Genomic DNA, 22370 nt, shown 5'->3' with positions numbered 1-22370 from the left:
ATTTCACACGATATTATGCGTATCAAAGCACTCATCGGAGTCTGCTTGTGGATGTCCTTTGCCTTGATATTGCAGGCGCAACATCAGGAATTGGACGAGCAGCCTGCAAGTTGGAAGGCCAAGTCGGGGCAACCTGCGGATAGCACCTGCATCCGCGATGCGTTCCGGCACGGGGTGGCACAGGGCCATTTCCGCTATTATTTCATGGGCACCGACAATGCGCCCGGGCTCAAGGACTACTTCGCCAATGCTGCGGGCGGTGGACTAAGGTTTGAATCCGCGCCGTTTTATGGCTTCCAATTCGCCATCAGCGGATTCTATATCTTCAACCTCGCCTCTTCCGACCTGGGCGCAGTGGATTCGACGACAGGCCAAAAAAACCGCTACGAAATCGGCCTCTTTGACCTGGAAGATCCCTACAACCACAAGGATCTGGATCGTTTGGAAGAATTGTACCTCAAGTATCAGTACAAGGGCGCAAGCCTAAAAGTGGGGCGGCAATTGCTGAACACCCCCTTTGTGAACTTGCAAGACGGCAGGATGCGGCCCACGGGCGCAGAGGGCGTTTATGCCACCGTCGACGCCTCCAAGAAACTCAAATTCGAGGGCGGATGGCTGTATGCGATGTCTCCCCGCAGCACTGTCCGGTGGTATGATGTCGACGAATCCATCGGCTTGTATCCGATGGGCACACAACCCACAGGTTTACCCTCACAATACAAGGACAACCTGCAATCCAAGGGCATTTTTATGCTGTCCTCGACGGTCAAACCTGCCAAGGGCGTGAAGGTGCAGGTAGCGGACCTGTTCACGGAGAACATGTTCAATGCCGCATTTGCGCAGGTCGATATTGCGGTGCCGTTGAAGGGAGAAACGAAGCTCATCGGGGCGGCACAAGGCATTCGGCAGGATGCGGTGGCAGACGGCGGCAATGCGGATCCGGCGTTGACCTACATCCCGCGCGGCAGCAAAGCCATGACCTTTGGCGCCAAAATCGGCCTCAAACAGCCCAAATGGGAACTCAGCCTCAACTACAACCGCATTACCCAACATGGCCGTTACCTCATGCCCCGCGAATGGGGCCGGGATCCCTTCTTCACCTTCATGCCCCGCGAACGCAACGAAGGCCTCGGAGATGTGCACGCTGTGATGGCCAAGTTTGACCGCAATTTTCCCAAGATTCGCTCCAAAGTTGGGCTGTCGATGGGCTATTACCACTTGCCCGCGCCCAATGATTTTCCGATGAACAAATATGGAATGCCGACCTACGCGCAGCTGAACCTCGACCTGCGGCATACCTTCCACAAGATGCTGCAAGGGCTTGAGGCACAAGTCCTGATCTTCGGCAAATACAGCGACCACGACCTGCTCAGCAACCGGCGATTTGAATTCAACAAGGTCAATATGCTGGGGTACAACCTCATTTTGAACTACCATTTTTGAGGAATCTGGAATGGTCGGCGGGCGCTGCATGCTTCTTGGTGCCCCGTAAAATCCTGAATGCTACGCAGTGTGCATGTCGCATTCACTCCCCACAGCAGTGAGCAAAATCATCCCCTGTGCAGGTGAATGTCACTTTCGGGCATTCCCGATCCGCCTAGCTTTGTTGCTGAATGCGCGCGGAGCGGGTTCAGAGCAACGTTGAATTGAACGGAACAGCGTATGAAAAAGATCATTTTTGCCTTGATGTTGGTATTCGCATTTTCACTGAATGTCCATGCCCAAGAAGATGCGGAGGGCTGCAAGGACCATTCGCTGCTGACCCGCATGCAGAATTTTTACATTACGGGTTGTGCGGAAAACTACAACGAATTGATTTTGCGCACATCCGCCACGGAAACGATGACCAAGGAAGGCAATCTTTTTTCCACCGACTACAAATTCAATTTTGATACCGGCGAAAAGATGAAAAGCCCTTTGCAGATCATCAAAAATTACGAAGTCGCGATCGTGAGCAATGGCGGCAAATTGATCTTCAAAAACATCAATGGCCTGGAGGCGGATATTGAGGCCACATTTCACCTCGCGACCAAGGAAAAGGAATATTGGGTCAAACTGACAAGCTTCGCCGGCAACGGGATCGAAGTCGAAGCCTACAGGCTGTTGGTGCTCGAGATGGAAGCGATGAACCAAGAGGTCGACGCCAGCGAAATGTATGATGCCATCGTCAAGGACGGATTTATTGCGCTGTACATCAATTTTGAGACCGGCAAAGCCGCCATCCAACCCGCTTCCGAACCCATCATTGCGCAAATCGCCGCGATGCTCAAGCAAAATCCTGCCCTGAAAGTGAGCGTAGAAGGCCATACCGACAACGTCGGCGGTCTGCAGTCCAACCAAACCCTGTCTGAATCAAGGGCCAATGCGGTCAAAAATGCCTTGGTCGCAGCGGGCATCGACGCCACAAGATTGAAGTACAAAGGCTGGGGCCAAACCAAACCCATTGCCGACAACGCCACGGAAGAAGGCAAAGCCAAAAACCGCCGGGTGGAGGTGGTGAAGCTTTGATGTGGGAATCCGGTGCTGACGGGGGATTGCGGGCTATCGCGAGGGTGATTTGTGGTCTTTGAAGGGAACAAAAGTCGACTAACGTTGTTGCATGACGTGTTAAACGGCCTGCAATGCGGATATTGATCCGAGTTTGAAGGCGTGCGGGATTCTTCCAATTAATATGAATGCGCATGTATATGCCTAAGTGGGGCTGAATTCTTGTGACTTTGGTCATTTTTGTTGCATAGACATTTTTGTTGTACAACTTGTAAGCGAATTCAAATCGGATAAAACCGGTTCAATGAAAAATGTTTAAAATGCTTATCAGGAACTTGACCAGTAAAGCCAGAATGGGGCAGGATTCTACCTTCCAAGCCCGAAGGGCTTGAACTGTGGATAGCCCCGGGCAAAGCCCGGGGTAGGCGATCCTCCTAGATCCCAACCCCGAAGGGGTTGGTACTTTGGGGGATACTTGCTACCCCCAGTTTCACTGGGGGCTATCCACAGATCAAGCCCTTCGGGCTTGGTACCTCGAACATTTTATAGAGGTGACTCCTTGATATTACTTGAAATATTCACTGGTAAAGTTCCCGATAGGCATAATGTTTAACCTGCGACATTGATTGTTAAGCATGAGGTTTTCTAGCTCATGCGATTCGATCACGTGGGACAAGGATCAGCGCTCACACATAATGCTGCTTCGGTCAAAGATGCTCACGATGCAGGAGGAGCCGTAAAGAGATCATTGAAAGGAAATATTTTTTTTGCTAACACTTTTTGTAAGTGTTTTTCTGTTGTAAATATAAATCATTTAACCCCAAAAATTATGTCACAATTTAAGCTATGTGGTTCCGACGAGTTACTTGAGTTGTTGAGAGACACCTTCCATGCAAACCCGATCAGGATTCCGGAAACAAGATTTGTTCCCCTAGTTGCGATTGCAAAACGCAACAAAAATGAAAAATTCATTGGTAGAATTGAACAACTAATGACCGACTCAACGGCCTATCCCTACGAAATTGGGACATCCGAGATGGCCAATGTTTCTGCAAAGAAGACGACTACGGTTAACTTTGATTTGGGATTCAGAATCATGGATGGCTTTCTCGAGGGAATGGGCGTTTCGGGTGCGAGCATTCGATCTGAATTCGAGAAAGTGAAAGAAGTGTCATTTTCATTCAAAATGTGAAGCGGTATTATGTTGATTTGGGACAGCTTGGCAATTTTCTCTCCAATAAGAAGTTGAATCGCTCCAACCCTGCAAATGCCCAGTTTTTTGATGCTGAGAATGAAACCGTGTGTATCGTTGTTGATTCGACGATCGTCTCAAACAATTTCACCATGAACGTTGAGAAATCAGTCGGCGAGGATTTTGCCTTGGATCTTGATGCCATTAAGAATACACTCGGCAATGTGAATGCGGGCCTGAAGGTGGGATCCAGCTCCAAAAGAGAAATTTCTTTTGAGGGTGAGAATCAACTGGCTTTCGCATTTTCTGGAACGACCTTTCAAGTGGATCAGGACGGGACGATTTCTTTTGAGCCGATTGAATCCAAGGGTAAATTCTTTGCCGCATCGCATCGTGGCGGAATCGGAAAAACGATCACAAACCCGAATGAGTGTTGCTCTATGAGGACTTTGGCTTAATCGAATTCGACAAAGCATGAATGGCCAGGCCATAGCGTAAGCTTGGTCGCTGAGAGAGCCCAATTAATAGAAAGGCGAACGGGATGCAGAAAAATAATTCTGCATCCCGTCACGCGCCGTAGGATGAAGAAGCGAAGTACGAATCGCAAACCTGTGTCATTCGTTTGGATTGTATCGATGATCAGGCAGTAAAACACGGACTCCCCCAATGCATGCTTCACCGCCCCGCCCGCGCTAAACCTCATCCACAGCAAATCACATACTTTTTGCCAGCCAACCAATCTTTCTTTACCTTGTCTTCTGAATATGAAAGAAGACATCCATCCAATAGCTGAAGAAAGCACCCGTTTCACCACTTGTCGCAACAAGCTGGGTGCGCGCAGCAGGGCTGCAACCCGCACGATGAAGCTGAAAATGTCCACGGCAGGCAGGGTGATTTTGTTGCTGCTGATGCTTCAAATCTCGGCTTGTGCTGGAAAAGTCAAAAAGAATACGGTTCAGGAGCCGGTCAAAAATGAGGCCGTTGAACATCCTTTCATCCCGCTGCCATCGGCAACCACATTTCCGCAAATCCATACGAACCTGAATGGAATGGTGCGGGAGTTTGTCCGGTCCATGTACCAAGACAAAAAGGGGAATTATTGGTTTGGAACCAATGGGAGCGGGATTATCCGGTACAATGGGCAAGCACTGGAAATGATGACCATCGAAGGCGTCGATCGCAATATCCGGGTGATGGAAATTGTCGAAGACAAGGCAGGCAAACTATGGTTTGCAACGTCCGACGGACTCCTGCGCTACGACGGTGAAAACTTTGCATTGTATGCAAAGGAAGCAGGTTTGTCAGGGGAGAACATGGAAATTTGGGGTTTGACCATTGACAACAACGGCCTTATTTGGGTCGGGGCGATGGAAGGCGTTTATCATTTTGATGGCGCGAAGTTTATCCGTTTTTCATTGCCAGCGATCACTGTCCAACATCCACAGCCGATGATGTCCGATCAATTGGTTTTCAAGATGTTGCAAGACAGGAATGGAGCCATGTGGTTCGTGACGGATGGCAATGGCATCTTCCGATACAAGGATGGGAAATTCACGCATTTGACCACCCAAAATGGCCTTACGGACAACAATACAGCCGATATTTTCGAAGACCAACAAGGAAATATCTGGATTGGAACCTTTAACGGCGGGGTAAGCAAATATGATGGAAAGACATTCACCAACTTCACCCAGGATGGAACGATTGCAGGTGAAGAAGCCTACAACTTTTGCGAAGACCGTGAAGGGAATGTTTGGTTTTCTGCCGAAGGCCATGGCGTGTACCGCTACGATGGCAGCAATTTTAGCCACTTCACGACCGAAAACGGACTGACCACCAACGTGGTACAGAACATTTTTCTGGATCAAAAAGGACAAATTTGGTGCACAACCTGGCAAGGAATCTGCATCTTTGACGGGCAAGGTTTTGTGGATGCCAAAGTCAAGGAACCTTGGACGAAGTAGAAAAATGAGATGCTTATCGGGATGATTGTCAGTGACTTTCTGGAATCAGCCGAAGGCATTGCAACCAACATTTTGGCACCAAGATTCAAGGCGCTGGAAGAAAACGGCATCGTGGAAAAATTGGCGCATCCCGACAGCAAGTCGGAATAGGTCAACTGTGCGCAAAATTCGCCCGCCGCAGAAGAGGGATGACAACCCTACGCGAGAAATTTGGTTGAAGATTTCTGATTTCTATTTACCTTGCCAAGGAGGATGAAAGGCTACGTGCGTTCGAATTCCCAAAAATGTAAAAACAATGAAAAAACTACTCTTAACCACGATTGCAGTTGCTTTCTTTTCCGTTTTGAACGCCCAAACTTCCAAGGGGACTGAAAAAGAAGACCTCACCGTCGAGGTAAACTACAATGGCACGACACACATCATCAAAAACGCCGATACCGTGCAAATCGGGTATGGAAGTTTGCCCAATGGCACCTTCATGTACATCAACACCGGCTCTCCAAAATTCGGGCTTGGGAAGGAGTTTGCCAGCAAAACAGGCGTCGTGTACAAAGTCGTGTACTGGAAATCCGTTGACCAATACCAGATTTATATCAAGGGAAAATTCGGAAAATATGCAGTGGACATTCCACAAGCTGTAGACAAAGGCGAAGTGGTGGGCATCAACCGGACACATTTTAAATGACCTGACTGCCGAATGGTGCAGGGGAATCATCAGGAGGTGGGAATTTCCAAAGACCTCGAAGTTGAAATATGCTTGCGGATTCTTGCTCGGATGAATCAAATTTGTTGTTATCCATTTTTTAGAGGATGGCATTGCACGTTTGTGGCTTGATGGATGAAATATTTCCTCAAATTGGAGCACTTGGAGACATTCCTATGGACCGTAGGGAATAAAACCAGTATGTCATCAGCTCCAACTCCATCATTTATCTCGTCACCAAATTCATGTCCCTAAAAAGGAAGTTTGCTCGGTTCAGGTGGATGCCGCGGTCTGTCACGGTCACATTCACACCCATACTGCCGAAGGCCCGGGGTTAACACAAACCAGCTCTGATCAGAACTGCTTCCAGCACAAATCGGAACCACCGACGCATTCCAGCAGATTTCCAGCCACCCAAAAGCCCATTTCCAGCCGATGGGGGTGGATCTGGGATTCCTCGGGGCAGACAGGACTTCCCTTCGAAGGTGACCGCCGTCACTGCCAAAGGGCCCGTACATTTCCCCCGTGGTGCATCGCGCCACCTTCAGGCAGCCGGTATCTTTCCTCGGATGTGCCCTAAAACAGCGTTAGAATGCATTCCGGGCTGATCGAAGTTGGGTTTTGATGGCTTGCATGGGTGATTGGGCGTGTTTAGATGGCTTTTTTGTCGGTTTAGGACCATTATCGGTGCTGCCAACCTTCATTCGGGAAAGAATAAAACGAGTGTTTCCCGAATCGTATGCGCAGATTGCTTAACTTGTTTTGAAAAGGGACGTCGTTTAGACAATGGTTCGCAGACATTTTCATGCACACAGTACATTTAAAGGAGTTCATAAAAACCGGGCATTTTGGGACGATAACCATTGGCTCTACAAAGGCTGATGTAGTTAATTTACTGGGGAAGAAATTTGGCTTTGGCGACTTTGGAGAGACCCAAATAATAACCTACGGCTGGTATGAGTTCTTTTATTGGACAGAGACCGAATTGATCTTTGGCATTCAAAACGACCATTTGCAAGCAGACTGCACCCATCATGAAGAAATGATAGATTATAAGAGTAAAGTCTGGACGATTGACAAATGGTTTTTGGAGGTCAACAAGAATATTACTTTCGGACAGGTTGAGGACCTTTTAACAGCAGAAAGCATTCCTTTCCAGATCATTCCCGCCTATAAAGGCAGTGAAGAGAATTTGATAAAATGCATAGGAAGTCATGTGACATTTGACTTCGCTCATGAATACAGGCTAGTAGAATACACTGAAAAGGGAAGATTCAAAAATTATAAGGAAGTTGTTGAAAGCGACCAATCAAATTTTGTATTAAACGGAATAAGATTATTCAGTTATTGAAAAATACTATGCTAAATTCGACTGAAAAACGTGGCGGTAGAAGTTCGAAATTGACACTTGGTTTTTGGGGTCAAATTCATTGCTGGTTGACCGTTTTGTCCTACCAAACCCGCCTATCGCAAATCTGCAAGACGTTTGTGGTAGTAGCTTCTGCACTAAACCCTAAGCGATTGACATCAAAATTGATTCTGACTTCGTTAAGCCTTGTCGCGTTGACGGCATGTTCGACAAAGACGAAAGTTCCCTATAATTCTAAACTTGCAATTCAACAGGACATTCATGTCTTGACTAGCATTGAATTGGACACGGCAAAGTTTATGGTCTTACTTGACTCTATTCACCATACTGAGGGGGCATTAGACCTTGACTACACATGGTATGTAAACATCCGGTTTGAAAATGACTATTTTGAAGATTTAAAGAGAACCATACGGACATCAGCAGACTTCAACGCATTGACTGAACAATTCGATCCGAATTGGAGCTCCATAGATACTTCCAACATAAAGGGAGTTTGGTATGAGCACGCCACGCTGCTCAAGTTTGCCCAAAAACCAAGAGAATTTAATCCCGAACCAATAGATCTTTCGGTTGACACTTTGACCAAAACGCTTGACTTACGATTAATCCACTTGTAGTGATGACAGGCTATGTAGCAGCTGCCTCCACCAAAAACGGATCGTTGCGATAGGGGAAGTATCCTTCTACCAACGTTGGACGCAGCTGCGAAGTGCCGCCAAGCAGGGACAGACATCGGCGACACTGCGGCAGCGCGGAGGTGTACGGGAGGCTCTCGGGCATGCCAGCATCAAAACGACCGAGGTTTCCACCTAAAGCTGCTAGTTCAGGCGGATCCAACCGCAATAGTCCCATCCCCCAGGCCAAAGGCATCCCACCCGATCAGCATCACAGCAATCAATTCCAGGCTCGCCCGCACCGCCCACGCGTTACACCGCTGGCATACGCATACCGCGCCATGCCCCCGAGCTGCGCCCATCGACGTGGAGCAGCGACGCTTGCCGCTATGGGATTGGAGGATGGCGTGGCGATGACGGCATTGGTAATTGCCAAATTCGTTGAAAAGGGGAAGCTGGAATGGACAACAAAATTCTTTTAACGAAGCGACACCGCATGGGGTAAGGCTTGTGATGAGAAAGCTGAGGGAGAATTACGGCAGTTCGCATCGGCTTGGCAACGTCACTGCTGAAGGGGACATGCCGAATGCCGTCTCTAAGTCGGGAAGAACGACGAAAATCCTGCTTGCAGGCCCTGAAAATGTACACTTTGGAACTTTCCGTCCTTATCTTCGTTGTGAAGATTGATTTGCATTGGACTGAAATATGCGCACGGAAGAAGTACAGATATTTGAAACATTGGCGGTGTTGGCGGTCTGGGTGATCGTCTTTTTTATCACGAATACCGTCGTCAACAATACCCTCAAGAAGACACAGCTTCAGCGGCCGAGGCGAAAGATGATCATCAAGGCGACGAATCTTTTCGCCTTGATTGGTGCTTTGGTTGTGATTGCCGGAATCTGGGGCCTGGAGCAAAAGGAAATTGCAGTGTTTGCAAGTACGATCCTGACGGCCTTGGGAATCGCCTTTTTTGCGCAGTGGTCGTTGCTTTCCAATATTACATCGAGCGTAATGCTGTTTTTCAACCATCCGATGAAATTGGGAGACACGATCCGGGTGATGGACAAAGACTACCCATTCGAAGGGGAAGTGACCGAAATGACCTATTTTTTTGTTCAACTGAAGACCAAATCGGGCGAGATCATTACGGTTCCCAATTCGATTGTTTTTCAGAAGGCAATTGCGGTCATTGAAAAGAAGGAAGCGCAATGAAACGCTGTTTGCCGCTGATCGTTTTGGTTGTGATTACCGCCACGTGGAGCCATGCGCAACGATTTGAATTGGGCAGTTGGAATATTCTCAATTTGAAGTACCACCACGACGACAAGTGGAGTGTTTTTGGGGAGGCCCAATTGCGTTCGTTGAAATTTTACCATCATTTTCACTACTACGAATACAAAGGCGGGATCGAATACAAGCTTCACAAGCAGGTGAAGCTGATGCTGGGAGCCGGCAGTTACCAAACTTACAAGGAAGGCGGCAACTTCGTCACCCCGCAAAACAACGCTGAATTCCGGCTCTGGCCGCAAATTGTCCTGGTGCAATCCATCGGAAAATTGAAGGTCGAGCAGCGTTACCGGGCCGAATTCCGCTTTACGAGCAACGGCTTCCGCAACCGGTTTCGCTATCGTGTCGGCCTGTCTTTGCCATTTGGCAAGGAAAAAAATGACTACCAACCCTACCAAGTCAGCCTCAGCAACGAACTGTTTTTCACGGACAAGGAACCCTACTTCGAAAGAAACCGATTCTTGGTGGCCTTGAACTACAAACCTTCGAAGGCCACAACGCTGCAACTGGGTTACCTCCACCAATTTGACTACAAAATCAACGACGAAACCGGTCGGGACTTTTTGCAAGTCGGGTTTTTCATCGAGTTGTTTCGGAAGCGCAATGCGGATTCACCCGCGGATTTGGACAGCAGGGACAATTGAAGGGAGCAAGCAACAAAGTTGATGGCATAAGCCGAACAAGCGACTATTTTGGAAATCGGTTGTACATTGCCTGGGAAATGAAACACCGCACGCTATTCGCTTCCTTCTTCCTGCTTTTCATTGCCATTGCAGCTAACTCCTGCAAAACGCAAGAAAAACCCAGCACCACCGCGGAGCATTCGACGGCCAACACGACGGACGCAGCCACGAATACGCAGCGCAAGGACACGATGCCTGTTTCCGAGTACATCGTCGAGATCTTTGAGGACAAACAGGGCAATCTTTGGTTCGGGACCGTCACAGATGGCGTCGTGCGTTATGATGGAAAACAACTGACCTATTTTTCTACGAAGGATGGTTTGGTGGACAATACCGTTCCGGGAATCGCGCAAGATGCAGTGGGAAACATGTGGTTTGGAACCCACGCGGGCGTAAGCAGATTCGACGGAAAAACGTTCACCAATTTCACGGATGCTCAGGGAATCCGCGGCTGGGGAGCCAAAATCCTTGTGGATCGCAAAGGGAAGATTTGGGTCGGCACTACCGAAGGCGTCTTTCTATGGAATGGCACGGCCTTCACTGAATTTAAACTGCCCAACCCATTGATCGCCAAGCCCTCCTACAAAGTGAATGCTGGCAAAATCTGGAGCATCACCGAAGACAAAAACGGCAATATCTGGTTTGCAAGGGATGGCTTTGGCGCCTGCAAATACGACGGCAGCGGTTTCACACATTTCACCCAAGAAGATGGCCTTTGCAGCAACAACGTGACCAAGGTCGTTGAAGACAACCAAGGAAATTTCTGGTTTTCCTCCATCACATCCGACTTCCCGGAATACATCCAAGAAGGTGGCGTGAGCCGCTATGACGGCAAAACCTTTACGCAATTCCCTGATAAACAAGGGATCATCCGCAACGATGTCTATTCCTTGTACAAAGTGAATTCGGGGGATATGTGGATGTGTGCCTTGGGTTTGGGCGCCTACCGGTATGACGGGAAACAATTCGACTTCTTCAAGGACATCGACGGCAGGCATGATCTGATCAAATATTTTGCCATTCAAAGCATACTGGAAGACCGCAAAGGCCGGCTTTGGTTTGGCTTTTCAGGCGGATTGTTTCGGTTTGATGGCAAGTCTTTCAAGCATGTCTCACAAGCCGGGCCCTGGGATTAAGTGCCGACAACCCACCATTCCCTGATCTTTGTCAGGCTTACGGGATGAAAACCGAAAATTGACGTAGGTTGCTGTCCAATGGGAATCGACGTCTATGCACATATTGTGAATGGAAACATGCGCCGCAATCGAGGTGCCATGCTGCTTCCCCTCCCCTACTTCCCCAAATTGTAAAATATGGAAGAAACGACACTCAAAAAGAAGCCTCGGGCACCCAAAGTTGCCGTTCCCAAGCAAGTAGCGCAAGGTGATGTACTCGGCGGCACGACTCCGGCAACGGCGAAGGCAAGAACCGTCAAGGAAAAAGTCATTGCCAAGACGCAGCATCAATCGACGGTGCTTTCGGATGTGATCGAACGCAGCAAGGACAAATTGACGGGTGCGATGGAATATTTGCAGAATTACAGCCTGCAAGAGCAGAAGGAAATCCTGCAAACCTTGCAGACTACGCTCCATGAAAAGCCGCCCAAATTGCATCCCGACGAGGAATTGCTGAGCAATTGGCGGGAGGTGGAATATCCCTATAAAAACCTGATGTCTCGTAAAAATTACGAGAAGCAGAAATACGATTTGCAGGTCGAATTGCTCAAGCTGCAAAACTGGGTGAAGGAATCCGGCAGCCGCGTGGTGATTTTATTCGAGGGAAGGGATGCCGCAGGCAAAGGAGGCACGATCAAACGATTTATGGAGCACCTCAATCCCCGTGGTGCGCGTGTCGTGGCCTTGGAGAAACCGACCGACGAGGAGCGCGGCCAATGGTTTTTTCAGCGGTATATCAAGCATTTGCCGACCAAGGGGGAAATTGTTTTGTTTGACCGTTCGTGGTACAACCGGGCCGGCGTCGAAAAGGTGATGGGTTTCTGCACCGACAAGGAGTATGCAGAGTTCATGCAGCAGACGCCGGAGTTTGAAAAGAACCTGGTGCAAAGCGGGATTATGCTGTTCAAGTTTTGGTTCAGCGTCTCCAAGGACGAACAAAAGCGCCGGTTCAAGGAGCGGGAAAACCATCCGCTGAAGCAATGGAAACTGTCGCCGGTTGACAAGGCTTCGCTGGGCAAATGGAAGGAATACACGCTGGCCAAGGAGCAGATGTTTTTTCACACGGATACCTCTGACGCGCCTTGGACGGTGATCAAATCCAATTGCAAGAAACGTGCGCGGCTCAATGCCATGCGGTTTTTGCTGCACCAAGTGCCCTATACACCCAAAAATCAGACGGTACTGGGGAGGCTCGATCCCCTGATCATTGGCAGGTTCAGCGACCTGAAGATGAATATTGCGAAGCGCTGAGCAGGGATTTGAATGGATGGGTGAACCTTTTGCAAGGTGTGGTTTGCCATTGGTGTGTTTCCTTGAAAAAGGGGAAATGCGGTCAAGCTTCGACCGGAATAATTTACCTGTCAAGTCGCAGTCCGGTATTGCATTACTCGATCATTTTGAGCAACTTGCAGTATGAGAACCCATTACAAAGCATTGATTTTCTTGTTTTTTGCCCTTGTAAGTGTCAATCAGGCTGCAAATGCCCAAACAGCGTACAGTTTCCAGTTGCGTGGACCCGTGGTCGACAGTGCCAATGGAATGCAATATGCCTACGGGCAGGGCTTTTGGTTGGAAGCTGCTCCCGGATTCCCGGGTATGATTGGCTATGGTTACAACCTCTTGGTCGATCAGAATGGCTATTATGAGGATTCCGTCTACGTTTTTGGTCCGGGTACCGGCACCCTCTTGCTCTCTACCATCGATTGCCGCGGCGATACGGTGACGACAAGCGTGGCCTTCGACTCGAGCTTCACAACGCATGTTGCCGACACGATTTTCCTCTGTGCAGCAAGCAATGCGATCTGCAATGCCAGTTTTGTTGTGAACAACACACCTGGAAATCCCACGCTCAGCTTCCAAGGAAACCCCACAGGTGCGGGTGTTTTGACCTCCGAAACTTGGGGATATGGCAATGGGATTTACAGTTCCGTGCCCAGTTATACCTATGTGAACAATGGCACCTATTACGTGACGTATGAGGTAACCTATTCCACAGGTTGCCACAGCAGCGCCGGGCAATATGTCACGGTTACCGGTGCCAATATCGTTTGCTCCACAAGCATCCTTGCATCACAATGGGGCGCTACCACCAACCTGTATGTCAATTCCACGGCGAGTGGCACCCCTGTGCACTTTGACTGGAACTTTGGCGATGGGCAGACCCTTTCCACGGGAACCAATGGTATTGTGCATTCCTATTCCGTCAGTGGCAACTACAACGTCTGCGTGGTGACCACCTTCTCCGACGGTTGTCAGGATACCACCTGCCAATTGCTGAACGTCACCGTTGGCAGCCAAGGCAGCTGTACCGCTTGGTTTTCGCAGGGTGTGACCGGGCAAACGGTTCAGTTTGTGGATTCGACCACCTCGACGGCACAGGTGCATACCTGGTGGTGGGACTTTGGGGATGGCACAACGGACAGCACCTCGGGACCGATCATCGTCAGCCATACCTATGCCGGTCAGGGACCTTTTGTCGCGCGCTTGGAAATCTTCACGGCCGACACTTGCTATGATGTAGCCACAGACACGGTCCATTTGTTGCCTCCTTCGAATTGCAGCGCCGGATTTACGCATGCGCCAGATACCACCGGGCAATATACCATCCTTGCTTACAATACGTCAGTGGGCACGAATCTGAGCTACCTTTGGGATTTTGGCGATGGAAGCACGAGTACCCAAGCCTACCCGACCCACCCCTATGCGGGGGCAGGCACATATCAGATTTGTCTTGCAGTCACACAGTCCAATCCTGCCTGTACGGATACCTTTTGCGACAGCGTGACCGTCACGCAAAAGCAGGCCATGGCATTCACATTTGCGGTTTGGAATCCGGCAACTGCCGTCGAAGAGGGGGTTGAATTGGAAGCAGGGCTGCTGATTGCGCCACAACCCGTGCGTGACAGGATGCAAATTCGCAGGTCCATCGAGGCGGATGGCGAAGCGCAAGTCGGCATTTACAATGCGCAGGGACAAATCGTGCAGGCAGGTACCACCACATTTGTCGGCGGCGCAAGCGAATGGGACGTCACCGCATTGTCCAACGGCATTTACTTTCTACGCATCGGGAAGGAAGCAACGCGTTTTTGGGTGCTGCGGTGACGCACGACCAGGATCGATATTGTACTTCATAAGGTCCTTCAAGGCAATGAATGCGGTGTGGCATTCACGCATTGCCTTGGCGCACGCCACTTGTTTTTCGCTCCGCCTTTGCCGAAACTTGAGGTATTCGATCACAAGTTTGAAAAGTAAGCTGGCATTCTAGAAGACAACAAATCAATTGGCAATGAGACTCCTGAAAATATGCTTCTTCGCGATCGGCTTGAGCTTTGTCCTGAATTCGTGTTCGAACTGCGGTGAATTCGCGACAGAACAATATCCCGAGCCTGATACCTTGACATTGCTCTCAAAACCACTCAGGCATCTCAGGGAGACTTATGAAAAAATCGGCGAATTTGAGATTCCCCTGCCCAAGGTTCGCGCTTACCGCATGTATTACAAGTTTTCCTTCGAAGAATGCGCTTATGTCATGCATCTGACCAGGACTCAAAATGGCTGCAGGATTGCCTGTCGCTACGTGAATTGGATTCCAAGCGACACAAGCTGGGAAACCATTAGCGTCGAATGGACCAACAAAACAATGCCCATGCGTCAATGGAATGAATTTGAGAACCGCATGATCGAGGCGAAATTCTGGACCATGCCGCAACATATCGACCGACAGGGGGCCGACGGGCATACCATTGTCCTTGAGGGCTATCGACCGCAGGCCGCAGCATGCGGCAAAAGAACCTATCATCTGATTCACCGTTGGTCACCGGAAGCCGGGCCGTTGCGAGATGCGATTGACATGCTGATCGGGTATGCCGAGTTGGAGGAATTGCCGGGCGGGAGATGATGATTTGTGCAGGGAATGAGGAGAGTTTATGCGACGGAAGGGAACTCATGAAAAATCCGGGGGATGGCTTTGTACTTGTCTCTTGGATTTCAGTAAATTGGCTGTCAAGATCAAGGTATATTTTGCTTTCCAAGTCTTCGAATGGATTATCGCTATTGCAACACTTTTCAAGTTAGTGTACCATTTTACGGACTCCGGAGGAGTCAAACCTTTATAGAAAGCGAAGGTTGAACAATGATTCCGACTCCAGAGGAGTCGAACATTTCAGTGGCTCCCCACGACCGACACGGTACAGATATTTTGAAAAAGCTGCACTAGCTACTTGTAATTATCAAGAAAAAACACCAATTGTTCCACTACAAAAAAATAGAATAGAATATGAATTGGCCAGCCAAAATCCCAGTTACAAGAATGGAAGATGACCATACGCACTACATTGGGAAATATGCGGAAGGGAATCAATTTTGGGCATGCGATAGTTTTGTTTTCACCCAACGCCCCATTCCAGAAGGCGAAAATTGGGAAAATTATCGACGAGAATATGCATTGCTCTACCTATTCGACAAGGATGGAAATTTTCTAAATGCACAGCATCACTTTGCAGGTACCACAAACGACATTCAATTTGACATCACATCCAAAATCGAGGAAATGATTTCCGAATTGGGGGAATATGAATTCTGTGACATTGAAGTCAAACCCTTCTCCATCAACATTGACGGCTACACTTTCGGACTGATTCCCAACGAAAGTTCGAAGATGATGGAACTTCAACCAAGCAATACGATTGCATTCGGAGAACCTTGGGATGGAGAATATTGGACCTGACAAACAATTAACCCGAGATCCAAAAGTTCATCCCCAAAATGCACATCACCAAAGAATACTACACCGGTCCCTTTTGCAACGGTCCGCAGAATCACGCGGAGGATGAAGAATTTGACGCACATCCGACCAACGCGGCATTGCTCAATCCGGCATATCCTTACCTGAATCAATTTCTGGTGCAAATCGACAATACTGGAATTTGTTTCGGGATTTCACTCTGGAAAATCGAATGGCCTTCGGCAACCCCTCCCGATTTCAGTCCCGAAGATGTGCAAACACTTATCACATCCGACGAACTCCTCCGATTTCAGCTTTGGAATGCCAATGGCCGACATGGGCCGATTCACGTGTTAAATTCGCCCCCAAGAGCGTCGTTGGTTACCCGATTCGCGAACAGCCTGCATCAAATGCAAGTTCATGGGGAGCATCGTGTCCTCGTTTCCAAGTCTTTCTGTGAAGGCTTGGCAATCGAATTTTTGGATACGTTGGAAGCCAAAAGCGGCGCCATCACCGCGCTTTTTCAGATCGACTACGGCTGGTCCAATTGGTTTGCGCTCGATTCCAACCATGATTACGGTGTTTTAATGGTGATGGAGCGGGCGGCTTGGTTGCTCACGTTTTCGGAATCGGATTGAGGTTGGGCGAAAATTCCAAGAATGGCTCAGCATCGTATGCCTGAGGTTGCCCTCAATTTTATTTTCCGAGATATTTTGCGATTCGCTCGTTTTTCTTCAACTTGTTGCTCGTGAGGGTGAGGCTGCTTTGTCTGTGGCGCTTCGAAAGCAGGACAAAACGCAGCACTCCAACGCCTGCTTAACCCAAAATCATGAACGTTCCATGAGACCGATATTTGTAATTGCATTCGCGGCGATGTTACTGACAGCCAACGCTTGCGCACAAAAGAATACGCAAAATCAATCCAATATGACGACACTTAAAACAGTAGAAGATCCATTTCCATTCATTATTGGAGATGAAGGCGGCCAATTGTTCATTGTGGCTCCCATCGAAAGTGATACACTTTTTGAAATGTATGTCCCGTTGTTTGAAAAATATGGCTATTCGGGAAATGGATACAGTTGGGAAGGGAATATCCAACAAATCCTGGAAAAGCTGGACAATGAACTGTTGGCGCATATTGAGTTTGACGCCGAAGCCGGAGCATTTTTTTGCAAATGCCGATTCGAAGGAAACCCAACAGCGGTTTGTCAACACCCTCAGCCCCATATTTTCCGACTTGGCCAAGCTCGAGGAATATTTGAAAAAGGCTGACCGGAAGCGGGTTTTTGATTGAATTCCCACGGGGAGAAATTAGGTCGACCTTCGCCAATTGCGTCGATTTCCTTTGGGGAAATGGTGCGGCGACAAGCAGGAGGCATGAAAATCTGGATTGATTACCTTTGAAATCAAAAACAATGGGGAAAGTTATCGCCGCCATCAATATGACCCTCGACGGGTTTTGCGACCATACCGCCGGCATCGCGGATGCGGAATTGCACGATCATTACACCGAATTGCTGCACGGTGCCGGAACTTTGTTGTACGGGCGCATCACCTACCAATTGATGGAAAGTTATTGGCCGCTGCTCGTCCAAAATCCTTCCGGAGAAGTGGATATGGACGAATTTGCCAAGGCCATCGACCGTGTTCCCAAGATTGTATTCTCCAGGACACTACAACATTTGAATTGGGATTCGGCAACGTTGGCGACCCAAAGTCCGGCAGAAGTCGTGCAAGCACTCAAGCAACAAGGTGGCAATGATATTTTCATCGGAAGTCCAAGTCTCATCGCGGCCTTGACGCAACTGCAATTGATCGATGAATATCAGCTCTGTATCCATCCCGTAATCCTCGGCAGCGGCCTGCCGCTGTTTCGGGGCATTCAAGAACGGATGGTGCTGCGGCTTTTGCATTCGAAGACATTCGGTTCCGGCGCAGTGGTGCATACGTATGCGCGGGAGGGGGGCTGAGGTGGAATGAGTGGGAAAGGGCAGAACGCATCATTGAATCTAGTATCCTCGAGACGCGCGTCGGCCCAATATTTTTGGCCTCCTCAGTTTCGGCTTGAAGTATGGTTTGCTTTATTCTGACAAAAATATTTTTTATCTCGAATAAATTTGATGAGCAAGAGGTATTGGCGAATGGTAATTGCGCGCCTCTTCAGCGTGGATTGGAGAAAATCGTTCCAAGATGAATTGATAGGGCTCTGGTACACCTACGATGGTGGTGGGGTTCATATTCTCTTTGGATCCGCCATCCGGTTTGATGCCAATGGAAAGGGTTTTCTGTATCATTGGGGGACTGGAGGCGGCATCAACGACAAGGAGGATCCCCCTTATGATCTTCAAATCCCCATTGACTGGAAACGGATCGGGGAGAATTCAATCGCTATCAAGGAAGAAGCTTTGATGGAATGGACGAGCTTGACCTATCGCATTTACAACGAAAAGGGCCTCCACAATGTGGTCTACAAAAAACTGATTTCGAAGGATAACCATTCCCCTGATTCCTATTTCAAGGAATGGTTTTGGAACATCCCCGACGGGCTCTATCGGCCTCAAGGCAAGTGACTTGCAAAGGAGCAGTAGTGTTTGATCCGTCGAATGCAAAAAGGAAAAATGACCCATTGGAAATATAGCCAACGTTCAAATTGCTATGGACAAAATGGAGGAAGAAATTAAATTCTACAGCGAAACCGGGAAGTACGGCGAATTTTCAAATTTTGCTTCCTTTACCATCCGCCTGAAAAACAAAACGTGGAATACAACCGAGCACTTTTACCAAGCGCAGAAGTTTGAAAACCAAGCTTATCAGGAAAAGATCCGAAACGCAGAAAGCCCGATGAAAGCCGCTGAACTCGGTCGTAGCCGCAAGGAACGGATATTGAAAAACTGGGACAACAAGAAGGACAATGTCATGTATGAAGCTGTGAAAGCCAAATTTACGCAACATACAGACTTACGGCAATTGCTCTTGGATACCGAAAATGCCAGAATCGTCGAGCACACTGAAAATGACGCCTATTGGGGCGATGGCGGAGACGGAAAAGGGAAAAACATGCTGGGCAAAATTCTCATGCGGGTACGTGAGGAATTGCGGCGTGAGGGCTGATGGTGACGCCCACCGCGTAAGCGACCTCGCTATCATTTGGGTCAAACGCAATTCATCTCTTTGCAACTTTGATCATTGGATGATCAAATGTGAAAGGCAAATTCCTTCTTTGTCGGATTTGTTTGCCTCAATTTGATTTCGACAAGTTATCCTATCGGAGCCTCTCCACCCGCACCATTCCTCCAGCGCCTTGATAATCCCTCGCAGATGCTCGAGCGCCAAGCCAACATCCGCCGACAGTAGGCACTAGGAAGTTAGCCCCAGAAGGTGAGAAACTTGTTGAAAAAACTATCCCCACAATGCCAGCGGGTGCCAAAATCCTTGCTTAATTTGGGTAAATTTCAAAGGTCAAAAAACATCACAATGGCGAATTTCTCATATCCAGAATTGCTGAAACACCGTGGTTGGGCCGAGTCTCCTACACCGGACTTTGCAGAGAAGGCAGGCGCTGGCGCTTCGGTGTATTTCAATTTTCGCAACGAAAAGGGCAGTCACTTGACTTTGGCGGTGTTTTCCTCCGAAGGGCTGATTCGTTTCCGGGCGTATGACCCGCAATCCGCTGAGGTGCGGTGGCTGCAAATCGGGATCGATCACGAAACCGATGCGGTCGTATCCAAAATTGTCGCGCGGCAATCGGAACTCACGGCGGAGGGTACGTTTACCTTCTATTTCAGCCTCTCGGAATTCGAGAATGTTTCGATATTGGCATCGGAGCAATATGAGGATGATTATCGGTAGGTATTGAGGACCATGTCATGCGCACCATGGATACAGAAGACACCCTCGGTGGCGACCGGAGCATAGTCATCGCCGCAACCCTACGAAGGGAAATTCAGGCCTGGCAGGCGGCCTGAACCAGAGCAAAACAGGTCATTTGAAAATTACCGTCTTGCAAGACGTTGATGCCCGGTTGAAGGCGCTGGGCAAGAATGTGGTCGTTGCCTCCGTTAGTAAATCTGCTAGTCCGGACCCTTTGACAACGCTGTTTACTGGTAAAGTTTCTGGATGGGCATGTTTGGATATGAAGGCTTTATTCACGAAATTAGTTGGTAGGAAAGAAATCCCGCGTCACACGGGATGACTTCCAAGGCTTTGCGAGAATGCTTTCGTAAAGTCGAGTGTTATGGCCATCAAAACGTTCAGAAGACATGAAAACGTATAAGTCAAGGAAAATACTGAACTATCTGATCATCCTGATCATCGTTCTTTCTTCAGGAATCAAGATGGTGAAAGGACAATGCACCGCAAATTATAGCTACAGCGGGACAACTGACACCTTGACCTTTACCAATCTTTCAAGTGTTTCAAACGCGCACTTCTATTGGAACTTTGGTGACGGCTCAGGTTCCAATGACTTTTCTCCAGTTCATGTGTTTCCAGACGATGGAAAATATCTTGTTACACTTTATGGAGTGGACACAGTATCCAACTGCGTTGATGTGAAAGAGAATTGGATCAATGTAATCAAGCCAGACACATTGGCGTGCAATGTTTTCTTTACCGATACAATTGTAGGAAATTCGCCTCAAACAACCAACCTTTCGACCAATTGTTCGGGTCTGCATTTGGGTTGTCATGTTTTTGCAAATGCTCAGAACATTTGTAATGGATTTAGTCTTGGCAATTGGGGTTCTTCTTTATTCCTTCACGGAATGCAAGCTGCAAGTAGCGATAGTATTTATGGATACAGAATTTTCAATGCATACTACGAAACCCTTCCCCATGATTATTTTTCATCGAATAACTATCAAAACTGTTCTGCAAATTTTGAATTTGTCATTGATTATCAGCCCAACCAAGCTGTGGTAACATTCAACGCAATGAATAAGAATGCTACGAGTTATACATTCTCCATTTCAGGGTTTGGAAATCCAATTCCACTGAACGGACCATCTGCTTCTTTCAATTTCAATTACATCAGTTACCGAAGAGTTTCACCAACGCTTGTAACGCTCAGGACGCATGACAGTGTGAACAATTGCTCCGATACAATAACTCAAACAATTCTCATCAAGAACCCAAACTATGTTTTTCCCCCGAACTGCGCAATATTTGCACCAATTCAAAGCGAAACAGCAGTTGTTGGAACCAATGTGCAGTTCTATATTTCAGCATCATCAAACGCCAACTTTCAATGGCAGCAAGACGCAGGCTTGGGTTATGTTAACCTTACAAATGCTGGTCCATACAGCGGCGTAACGACTAACACTTTGACGATTGCAAATGTTCAATTGACAATGAACAATTTCCAATATCGTTGTATTGTTTACGACAGTTTAGGTGCTTGTCATAATACAAGTTCGCCCGCCTCATTGTCTTTTCCTGCTGGCATCCAAGACATTGAATTTTTGAACTTTAAGATATTCCCAAATCCTGCATCCAGCTACCTCACCGTTGACTTACCGACCAACATCCATGATGCCACGGTAAATATTTACAACATGCTGGGACAGCAACAAATCCGCGCGACGACATCCAAACAGCAAACCAATATCGACCTTGCTGCACTCACAAACGGTGTATATGTAGTTGAGGTCTCTTCACGCAATAAAATTGGGCGCCAAAGGTTTGTCAAGCAATAGGAAAATGGTCGATGCATACATCTGGTGGATTCGTAAGCCAATTTCTTGGTATACAAAATCCAACTCGCCGTTTTATTTTTCGAGGAATGGAGGCAAATCACCATTGCATACGCTATTGTTGACATGGATGATCGTACTCATTTGTCAAGTAGGAATGGCACAAGACCATTCGGATGTTGACCGGATCAAGTCCGCACATTACATGCATGGTGCCCACAAATCAGATTGTGACAGCTTAGATGGCAACAATGCCCAATTGAAAATCTGCTTAAATTTCGAATTTCAACAAGTGGATTCTATCCTGAATGAGCGATTCATGAGATATCTGAACGAAATTCAAAATGACTCGATCAGGAAATCAATTGTCCAATTCCAGCAAGCTTGGGTGATCAACAGAAGATCAGTAAGCAGTTTGGAATCTGAAGGCTACGTGGGACATTGGGTGAGTATATCGTTTCTCAGTTCGATGGTTTT

24 protein-coding genes and 1 pseudogene are annotated in these 22370 nt (G+C 48.1%); 24 read left to right on the top strand and 1 reads right to left on the bottom strand.

Annotated elements, in window-relative coordinates; translation table 11 throughout:
• The first annotated feature begins 15 nt into the window (after positions 1–15).
• From IPN95_08395 to IPN95_08355, 9 genes and pseudogenes are all read left to right on the top strand, one after another.
• Positions 16–1443 carry an outer membrane porin, OprD family gene (locus IPN95_08395; GenBank protein ID MBK9449422.1) on the top strand — a complete coding sequence of 476 codons (1428 nt, stop codon included), beginning with the start codon at positions 16–18 and terminating at the stop codon, positions 1441–1443.
• 219 nt (positions 1444–1662) lie between these two features.
• On the top strand, positions 1663–2508 hold the full coding sequence (locus IPN95_08390) for an OmpA family protein (protein MBK9449421.1): 846 nt from the start codon (positions 1663–1665) through the stop codon (positions 2506–2508).
• 646 nt (positions 2509–3154) lie between these two features.
• A complete protein-coding gene (locus IPN95_08385; protein ID MBK9449420.1) occupies positions 3155–3679 on the top strand; it encodes a hypothetical protein in 525 nt (174 codons plus the stop codon).
• 17 nt (positions 3680–3696) lie between these two features.
• A complete protein-coding gene (locus tag IPN95_08380; GenBank protein MBK9449419.1) occupies positions 3697–4137 on the top strand; it encodes a hypothetical protein in 441 nt (146 codons plus the stop codon).
• Between the two features lie 306 nt (positions 4138–4443).
• Positions 4444–5643: a hypothetical protein gene (locus IPN95_08375; GenBank protein MBK9449418.1), complete on the top strand. Its 1200-nt coding sequence runs from the start codon at positions 4444–4446 to the stop codon at positions 5641–5643.
• Between the two features lie 30 nt (positions 5644–5673).
• Positions 5674–5790 (top strand): annotated as a pseudogene (locus tag IPN95_08370) (transcriptional regulator).
• Between the two features lie 148 nt (positions 5791–5938).
• Positions 5939–6328, top strand: coding sequence for a hypothetical protein (locus IPN95_08365; GenBank protein ID MBK9449417.1), 390 nt, complete (start codon positions 5939–5941; stop codon positions 6326–6328).
• An 823-nt stretch (positions 6329–7151) separates the two neighbouring features.
• The gene (locus IPN95_08360) at positions 7152–7697 is read left to right on the top strand and encodes a hypothetical protein (GenBank protein MBK9449416.1); all 546 of its coding nucleotides are present in this window, start codon (positions 7152–7154) and stop codon (positions 7695–7697) included.
• Positions 7698–7705: 8 nt separating this feature from the next.
• Entirely contained in the window at positions 7706–8335 is a 630-nt protein-coding gene (locus IPN95_08355) for a hypothetical protein (GenBank protein ID MBK9449415.1), read from the top strand.
• Positions 8336–8345: 10 nt separating this feature from the next.
• Here the strand turns inward: IPN95_08355 and IPN95_08350 are convergent, their stop codons facing one another.
• Positions 8346–8570 (bottom strand): hypothetical protein, encoded by a 225-nt coding sequence (locus IPN95_08350; GenBank protein MBK9449414.1) that lies wholly within the window; start codon positions 8568–8570, stop codon positions 8346–8348.
• A gap of 275 nt (positions 8571–8845) precedes the next feature.
• On the opposite strand from IPN95_08350, the gene IPN95_08345 reads away from it, so the two are divergent.
• The 15 genes from IPN95_08345 (at position 8846) to IPN95_08275 (ending at position 21896) form a co-directional block, all read left to right on the top strand.
• Positions 8846–9019: a hypothetical protein gene (locus tag IPN95_08345; protein MBK9449413.1), complete on the top strand. Its 174-nt coding sequence runs from the start codon at positions 8846–8848 to the stop codon at positions 9017–9019.
• An 18-nt stretch (positions 9020–9037) separates the two neighbouring features.
• Positions 9038–9544, top strand: coding sequence for a mechanosensitive ion channel family protein (locus IPN95_08340; GenBank protein ID MBK9449412.1), 507 nt, complete (start codon positions 9038–9040; stop codon positions 9542–9544).
• Positions 9541–10263 (top strand): DUF2490 domain-containing protein, encoded by a 723-nt coding sequence (locus IPN95_08335; GenBank protein MBK9449411.1) that lies wholly within the window; start codon positions 9541–9543, stop codon positions 10261–10263. Before IPN95_08340 ends, IPN95_08335 begins: the two co-directional genes overlap by 4 nt.
• A gap of 77 nt (positions 10264–10340) precedes the next feature.
• A complete protein-coding gene (locus tag IPN95_08330; protein ID MBK9449410.1) occupies positions 10341–11438 on the top strand; it encodes a hypothetical protein in 1098 nt (365 codons plus the stop codon).
• 177 nt (positions 11439–11615) lie between these two features.
• On the top strand, positions 11616–12728 hold the full coding sequence (ppk2, locus tag IPN95_08325) for a polyphosphate kinase 2 (GenBank protein MBK9449409.1): 1113 nt from the start codon (positions 11616–11618) through the stop codon (positions 12726–12728).
• Between the two features lie 162 nt (positions 12729–12890).
• Complete coding sequence (locus IPN95_08320) at positions 12891–14579, top strand: PKD domain-containing protein (GenBank protein MBK9449408.1); 1689 nt, start codon at positions 12891–12893, stop codon at positions 14577–14579.
• A gap of 184 nt (positions 14580–14763) precedes the next feature.
• A complete protein-coding gene (locus tag IPN95_08315) occupies positions 14764–15375 on the top strand; it encodes a hypothetical protein (protein MBK9449407.1) in 612 nt (203 codons plus the stop codon).
• A 378-nt stretch (positions 15376–15753) separates the two neighbouring features.
• Positions 15754–16203 (top strand): hypothetical protein, encoded by a 450-nt coding sequence (locus IPN95_08310; GenBank protein MBK9449406.1) that lies wholly within the window; start codon positions 15754–15756, stop codon positions 16201–16203.
• Positions 16204–16241: 38 nt separating this feature from the next.
• Entirely contained in the window at positions 16242–16838 is a 597-nt protein-coding gene (locus IPN95_08305) for a hypothetical protein (protein MBK9449405.1), read from the top strand.
• A gap of 202 nt (positions 16839–17040) precedes the next feature.
• Entirely contained in the window at positions 17041–17475 is a 435-nt protein-coding gene (locus tag IPN95_08300; protein ID MBK9449404.1) for a hypothetical protein, read from the top strand.
• 143 nt (positions 17476–17618) lie between these two features.
• Positions 17619–18173 (top strand): dihydrofolate reductase, encoded by a 555-nt coding sequence (locus tag IPN95_08295; GenBank protein ID MBK9449403.1) that lies wholly within the window; start codon positions 17619–17621, stop codon positions 18171–18173.
• Positions 18174–18323: 150 nt separating this feature from the next.
• Positions 18324–18773, top strand: coding sequence for a hypothetical protein (locus IPN95_08290; protein ID MBK9449402.1), 450 nt, complete (start codon positions 18324–18326; stop codon positions 18771–18773).
• Positions 18774–18867: 94 nt separating this feature from the next.
• A complete protein-coding gene (locus IPN95_08285; protein MBK9449401.1) occupies positions 18868–19314 on the top strand; it encodes an NADAR family protein in 447 nt (148 codons plus the stop codon).
• 363 nt (positions 19315–19677) lie between these two features.
• Positions 19678–20052, top strand: coding sequence for a hypothetical protein (locus IPN95_08280; GenBank protein MBK9449400.1), 375 nt, complete (start codon positions 19678–19680; stop codon positions 20050–20052).
• Positions 20053–20462: 410 nt separating this feature from the next.
• Positions 20463–21896, top strand: coding sequence for a T9SS type A sorting domain-containing protein (locus IPN95_08275; GenBank protein MBK9449399.1), 1434 nt, complete (start codon positions 20463–20465; stop codon positions 21894–21896).
• The last annotated feature ends 474 nt before the right edge of the window (positions 21897–22370 follow it).

It is taken from the genome of Bacteroidota bacterium (assembly GCA_016718825.1).
GTDB lineage: Bacteria > Bacteroidota > Bacteroidia > J057 > JADKCL01 > JADKCL01.
The sequence above is the reverse complement of the archived record's forward strand: the minus strand, read 5'-3'. Positions and strand labels throughout refer to the sequence as shown.

Bases quoted from the DNA above. Each gene is read 5' to 3' on its own strand.
- IPN95_08395 (MBK9449422.1), top strand. From the start codon at position 16: ATGCGTATCAAAGCACTCATCGGAGTCTGCTTGTGGATGTCCTTTGCC.
- IPN95_08390 (MBK9449421.1), top strand. From the start codon at position 1,663: ATGAAAAAGATCATTTTTGCCTTGATGTTGGTATTCGCATTTTCACTG.
- IPN95_08375 (MBK9449418.1), top strand. From the start codon at position 4,444: ATGAAAGAAGACATCCATCCAATAGCTGAAGAAAGCACCCGTTTCACC.
- IPN95_08365 (MBK9449417.1), top strand. From the start codon at position 5,939: ATGAAAAAACTACTCTTAACCACGATTGCAGTTGCTTTCTTTTCCGTT.
- IPN95_08360 (MBK9449416.1), top strand. From the start codon at position 7,152: ATGCACACAGTACATTTAAAGGAGTTCATAAAAACCGGGCATTTTGGG.
- IPN95_08355 (MBK9449415.1), top strand. From the start codon at position 7,706: ATGCTAAATTCGACTGAAAAACGTGGCGGTAGAAGTTCGAAATTGACA.
- IPN95_08350 (MBK9449414.1), bottom strand. From the start codon at position 8,570: ATGGGACTATTGCGGTTGGATCCGCCTGAACTAGCAGCTTTAGGTGGA.
- IPN95_08345 (MBK9449413.1), top strand. From the start codon at position 8,846: ATGAGAAAGCTGAGGGAGAATTACGGCAGTTCGCATCGGCTTGGCAAC.
- IPN95_08340 (MBK9449412.1), top strand. From the start codon at position 9,038: ATGCGCACGGAAGAAGTACAGATATTTGAAACATTGGCGGTGTTGGCG.
- IPN95_08335 (MBK9449411.1), top strand. From the start codon at position 9,541: ATGAAACGCTGTTTGCCGCTGATCGTTTTGGTTGTGATTACCGCCACG.
- IPN95_08330 (MBK9449410.1), top strand. From the start codon at position 10,341: ATGAAACACCGCACGCTATTCGCTTCCTTCTTCCTGCTTTTCATTGCC.
- ppk2 (MBK9449409.1), top strand. From the start codon at position 11,616: ATGGAAGAAACGACACTCAAAAAGAAGCCTCGGGCACCCAAAGTTGCC.
- IPN95_08320 (MBK9449408.1), top strand. From the start codon at position 12,891: ATGAGAACCCATTACAAAGCATTGATTTTCTTGTTTTTTGCCCTTGTA.
- IPN95_08315 (MBK9449407.1), top strand. From the start codon at position 14,764: ATGAGACTCCTGAAAATATGCTTCTTCGCGATCGGCTTGAGCTTTGTC.
- IPN95_08310 (MBK9449406.1), top strand. From the start codon at position 15,754: ATGAATTGGCCAGCCAAAATCCCAGTTACAAGAATGGAAGATGACCAT.
- IPN95_08305 (MBK9449405.1), top strand. From the start codon at position 16,242: ATGCACATCACCAAAGAATACTACACCGGTCCCTTTTGCAACGGTCCG.
- IPN95_08300 (MBK9449404.1), top strand. From the start codon at position 17,041: ATGAGACCGATATTTGTAATTGCATTCGCGGCGATGTTACTGACAGCC.
- IPN95_08295 (MBK9449403.1), top strand. From the start codon at position 17,619: ATGGGGAAAGTTATCGCCGCCATCAATATGACCCTCGACGGGTTTTGC.
- IPN95_08290 (MBK9449402.1), top strand. From the start codon at position 18,324: ATGAGCAAGAGGTATTGGCGAATGGTAATTGCGCGCCTCTTCAGCGTG.
- IPN95_08285 (MBK9449401.1), top strand. From the start codon at position 18,868: ATGGAGGAAGAAATTAAATTCTACAGCGAAACCGGGAAGTACGGCGAA.
- IPN95_08280 (MBK9449400.1), top strand. From the start codon at position 19,678: ATGGCGAATTTCTCATATCCAGAATTGCTGAAACACCGTGGTTGGGCC.
- IPN95_08275 (MBK9449399.1), top strand. From the start codon at position 20,463: ATGAAAACGTATAAGTCAAGGAAAATACTGAACTATCTGATCATCCTG.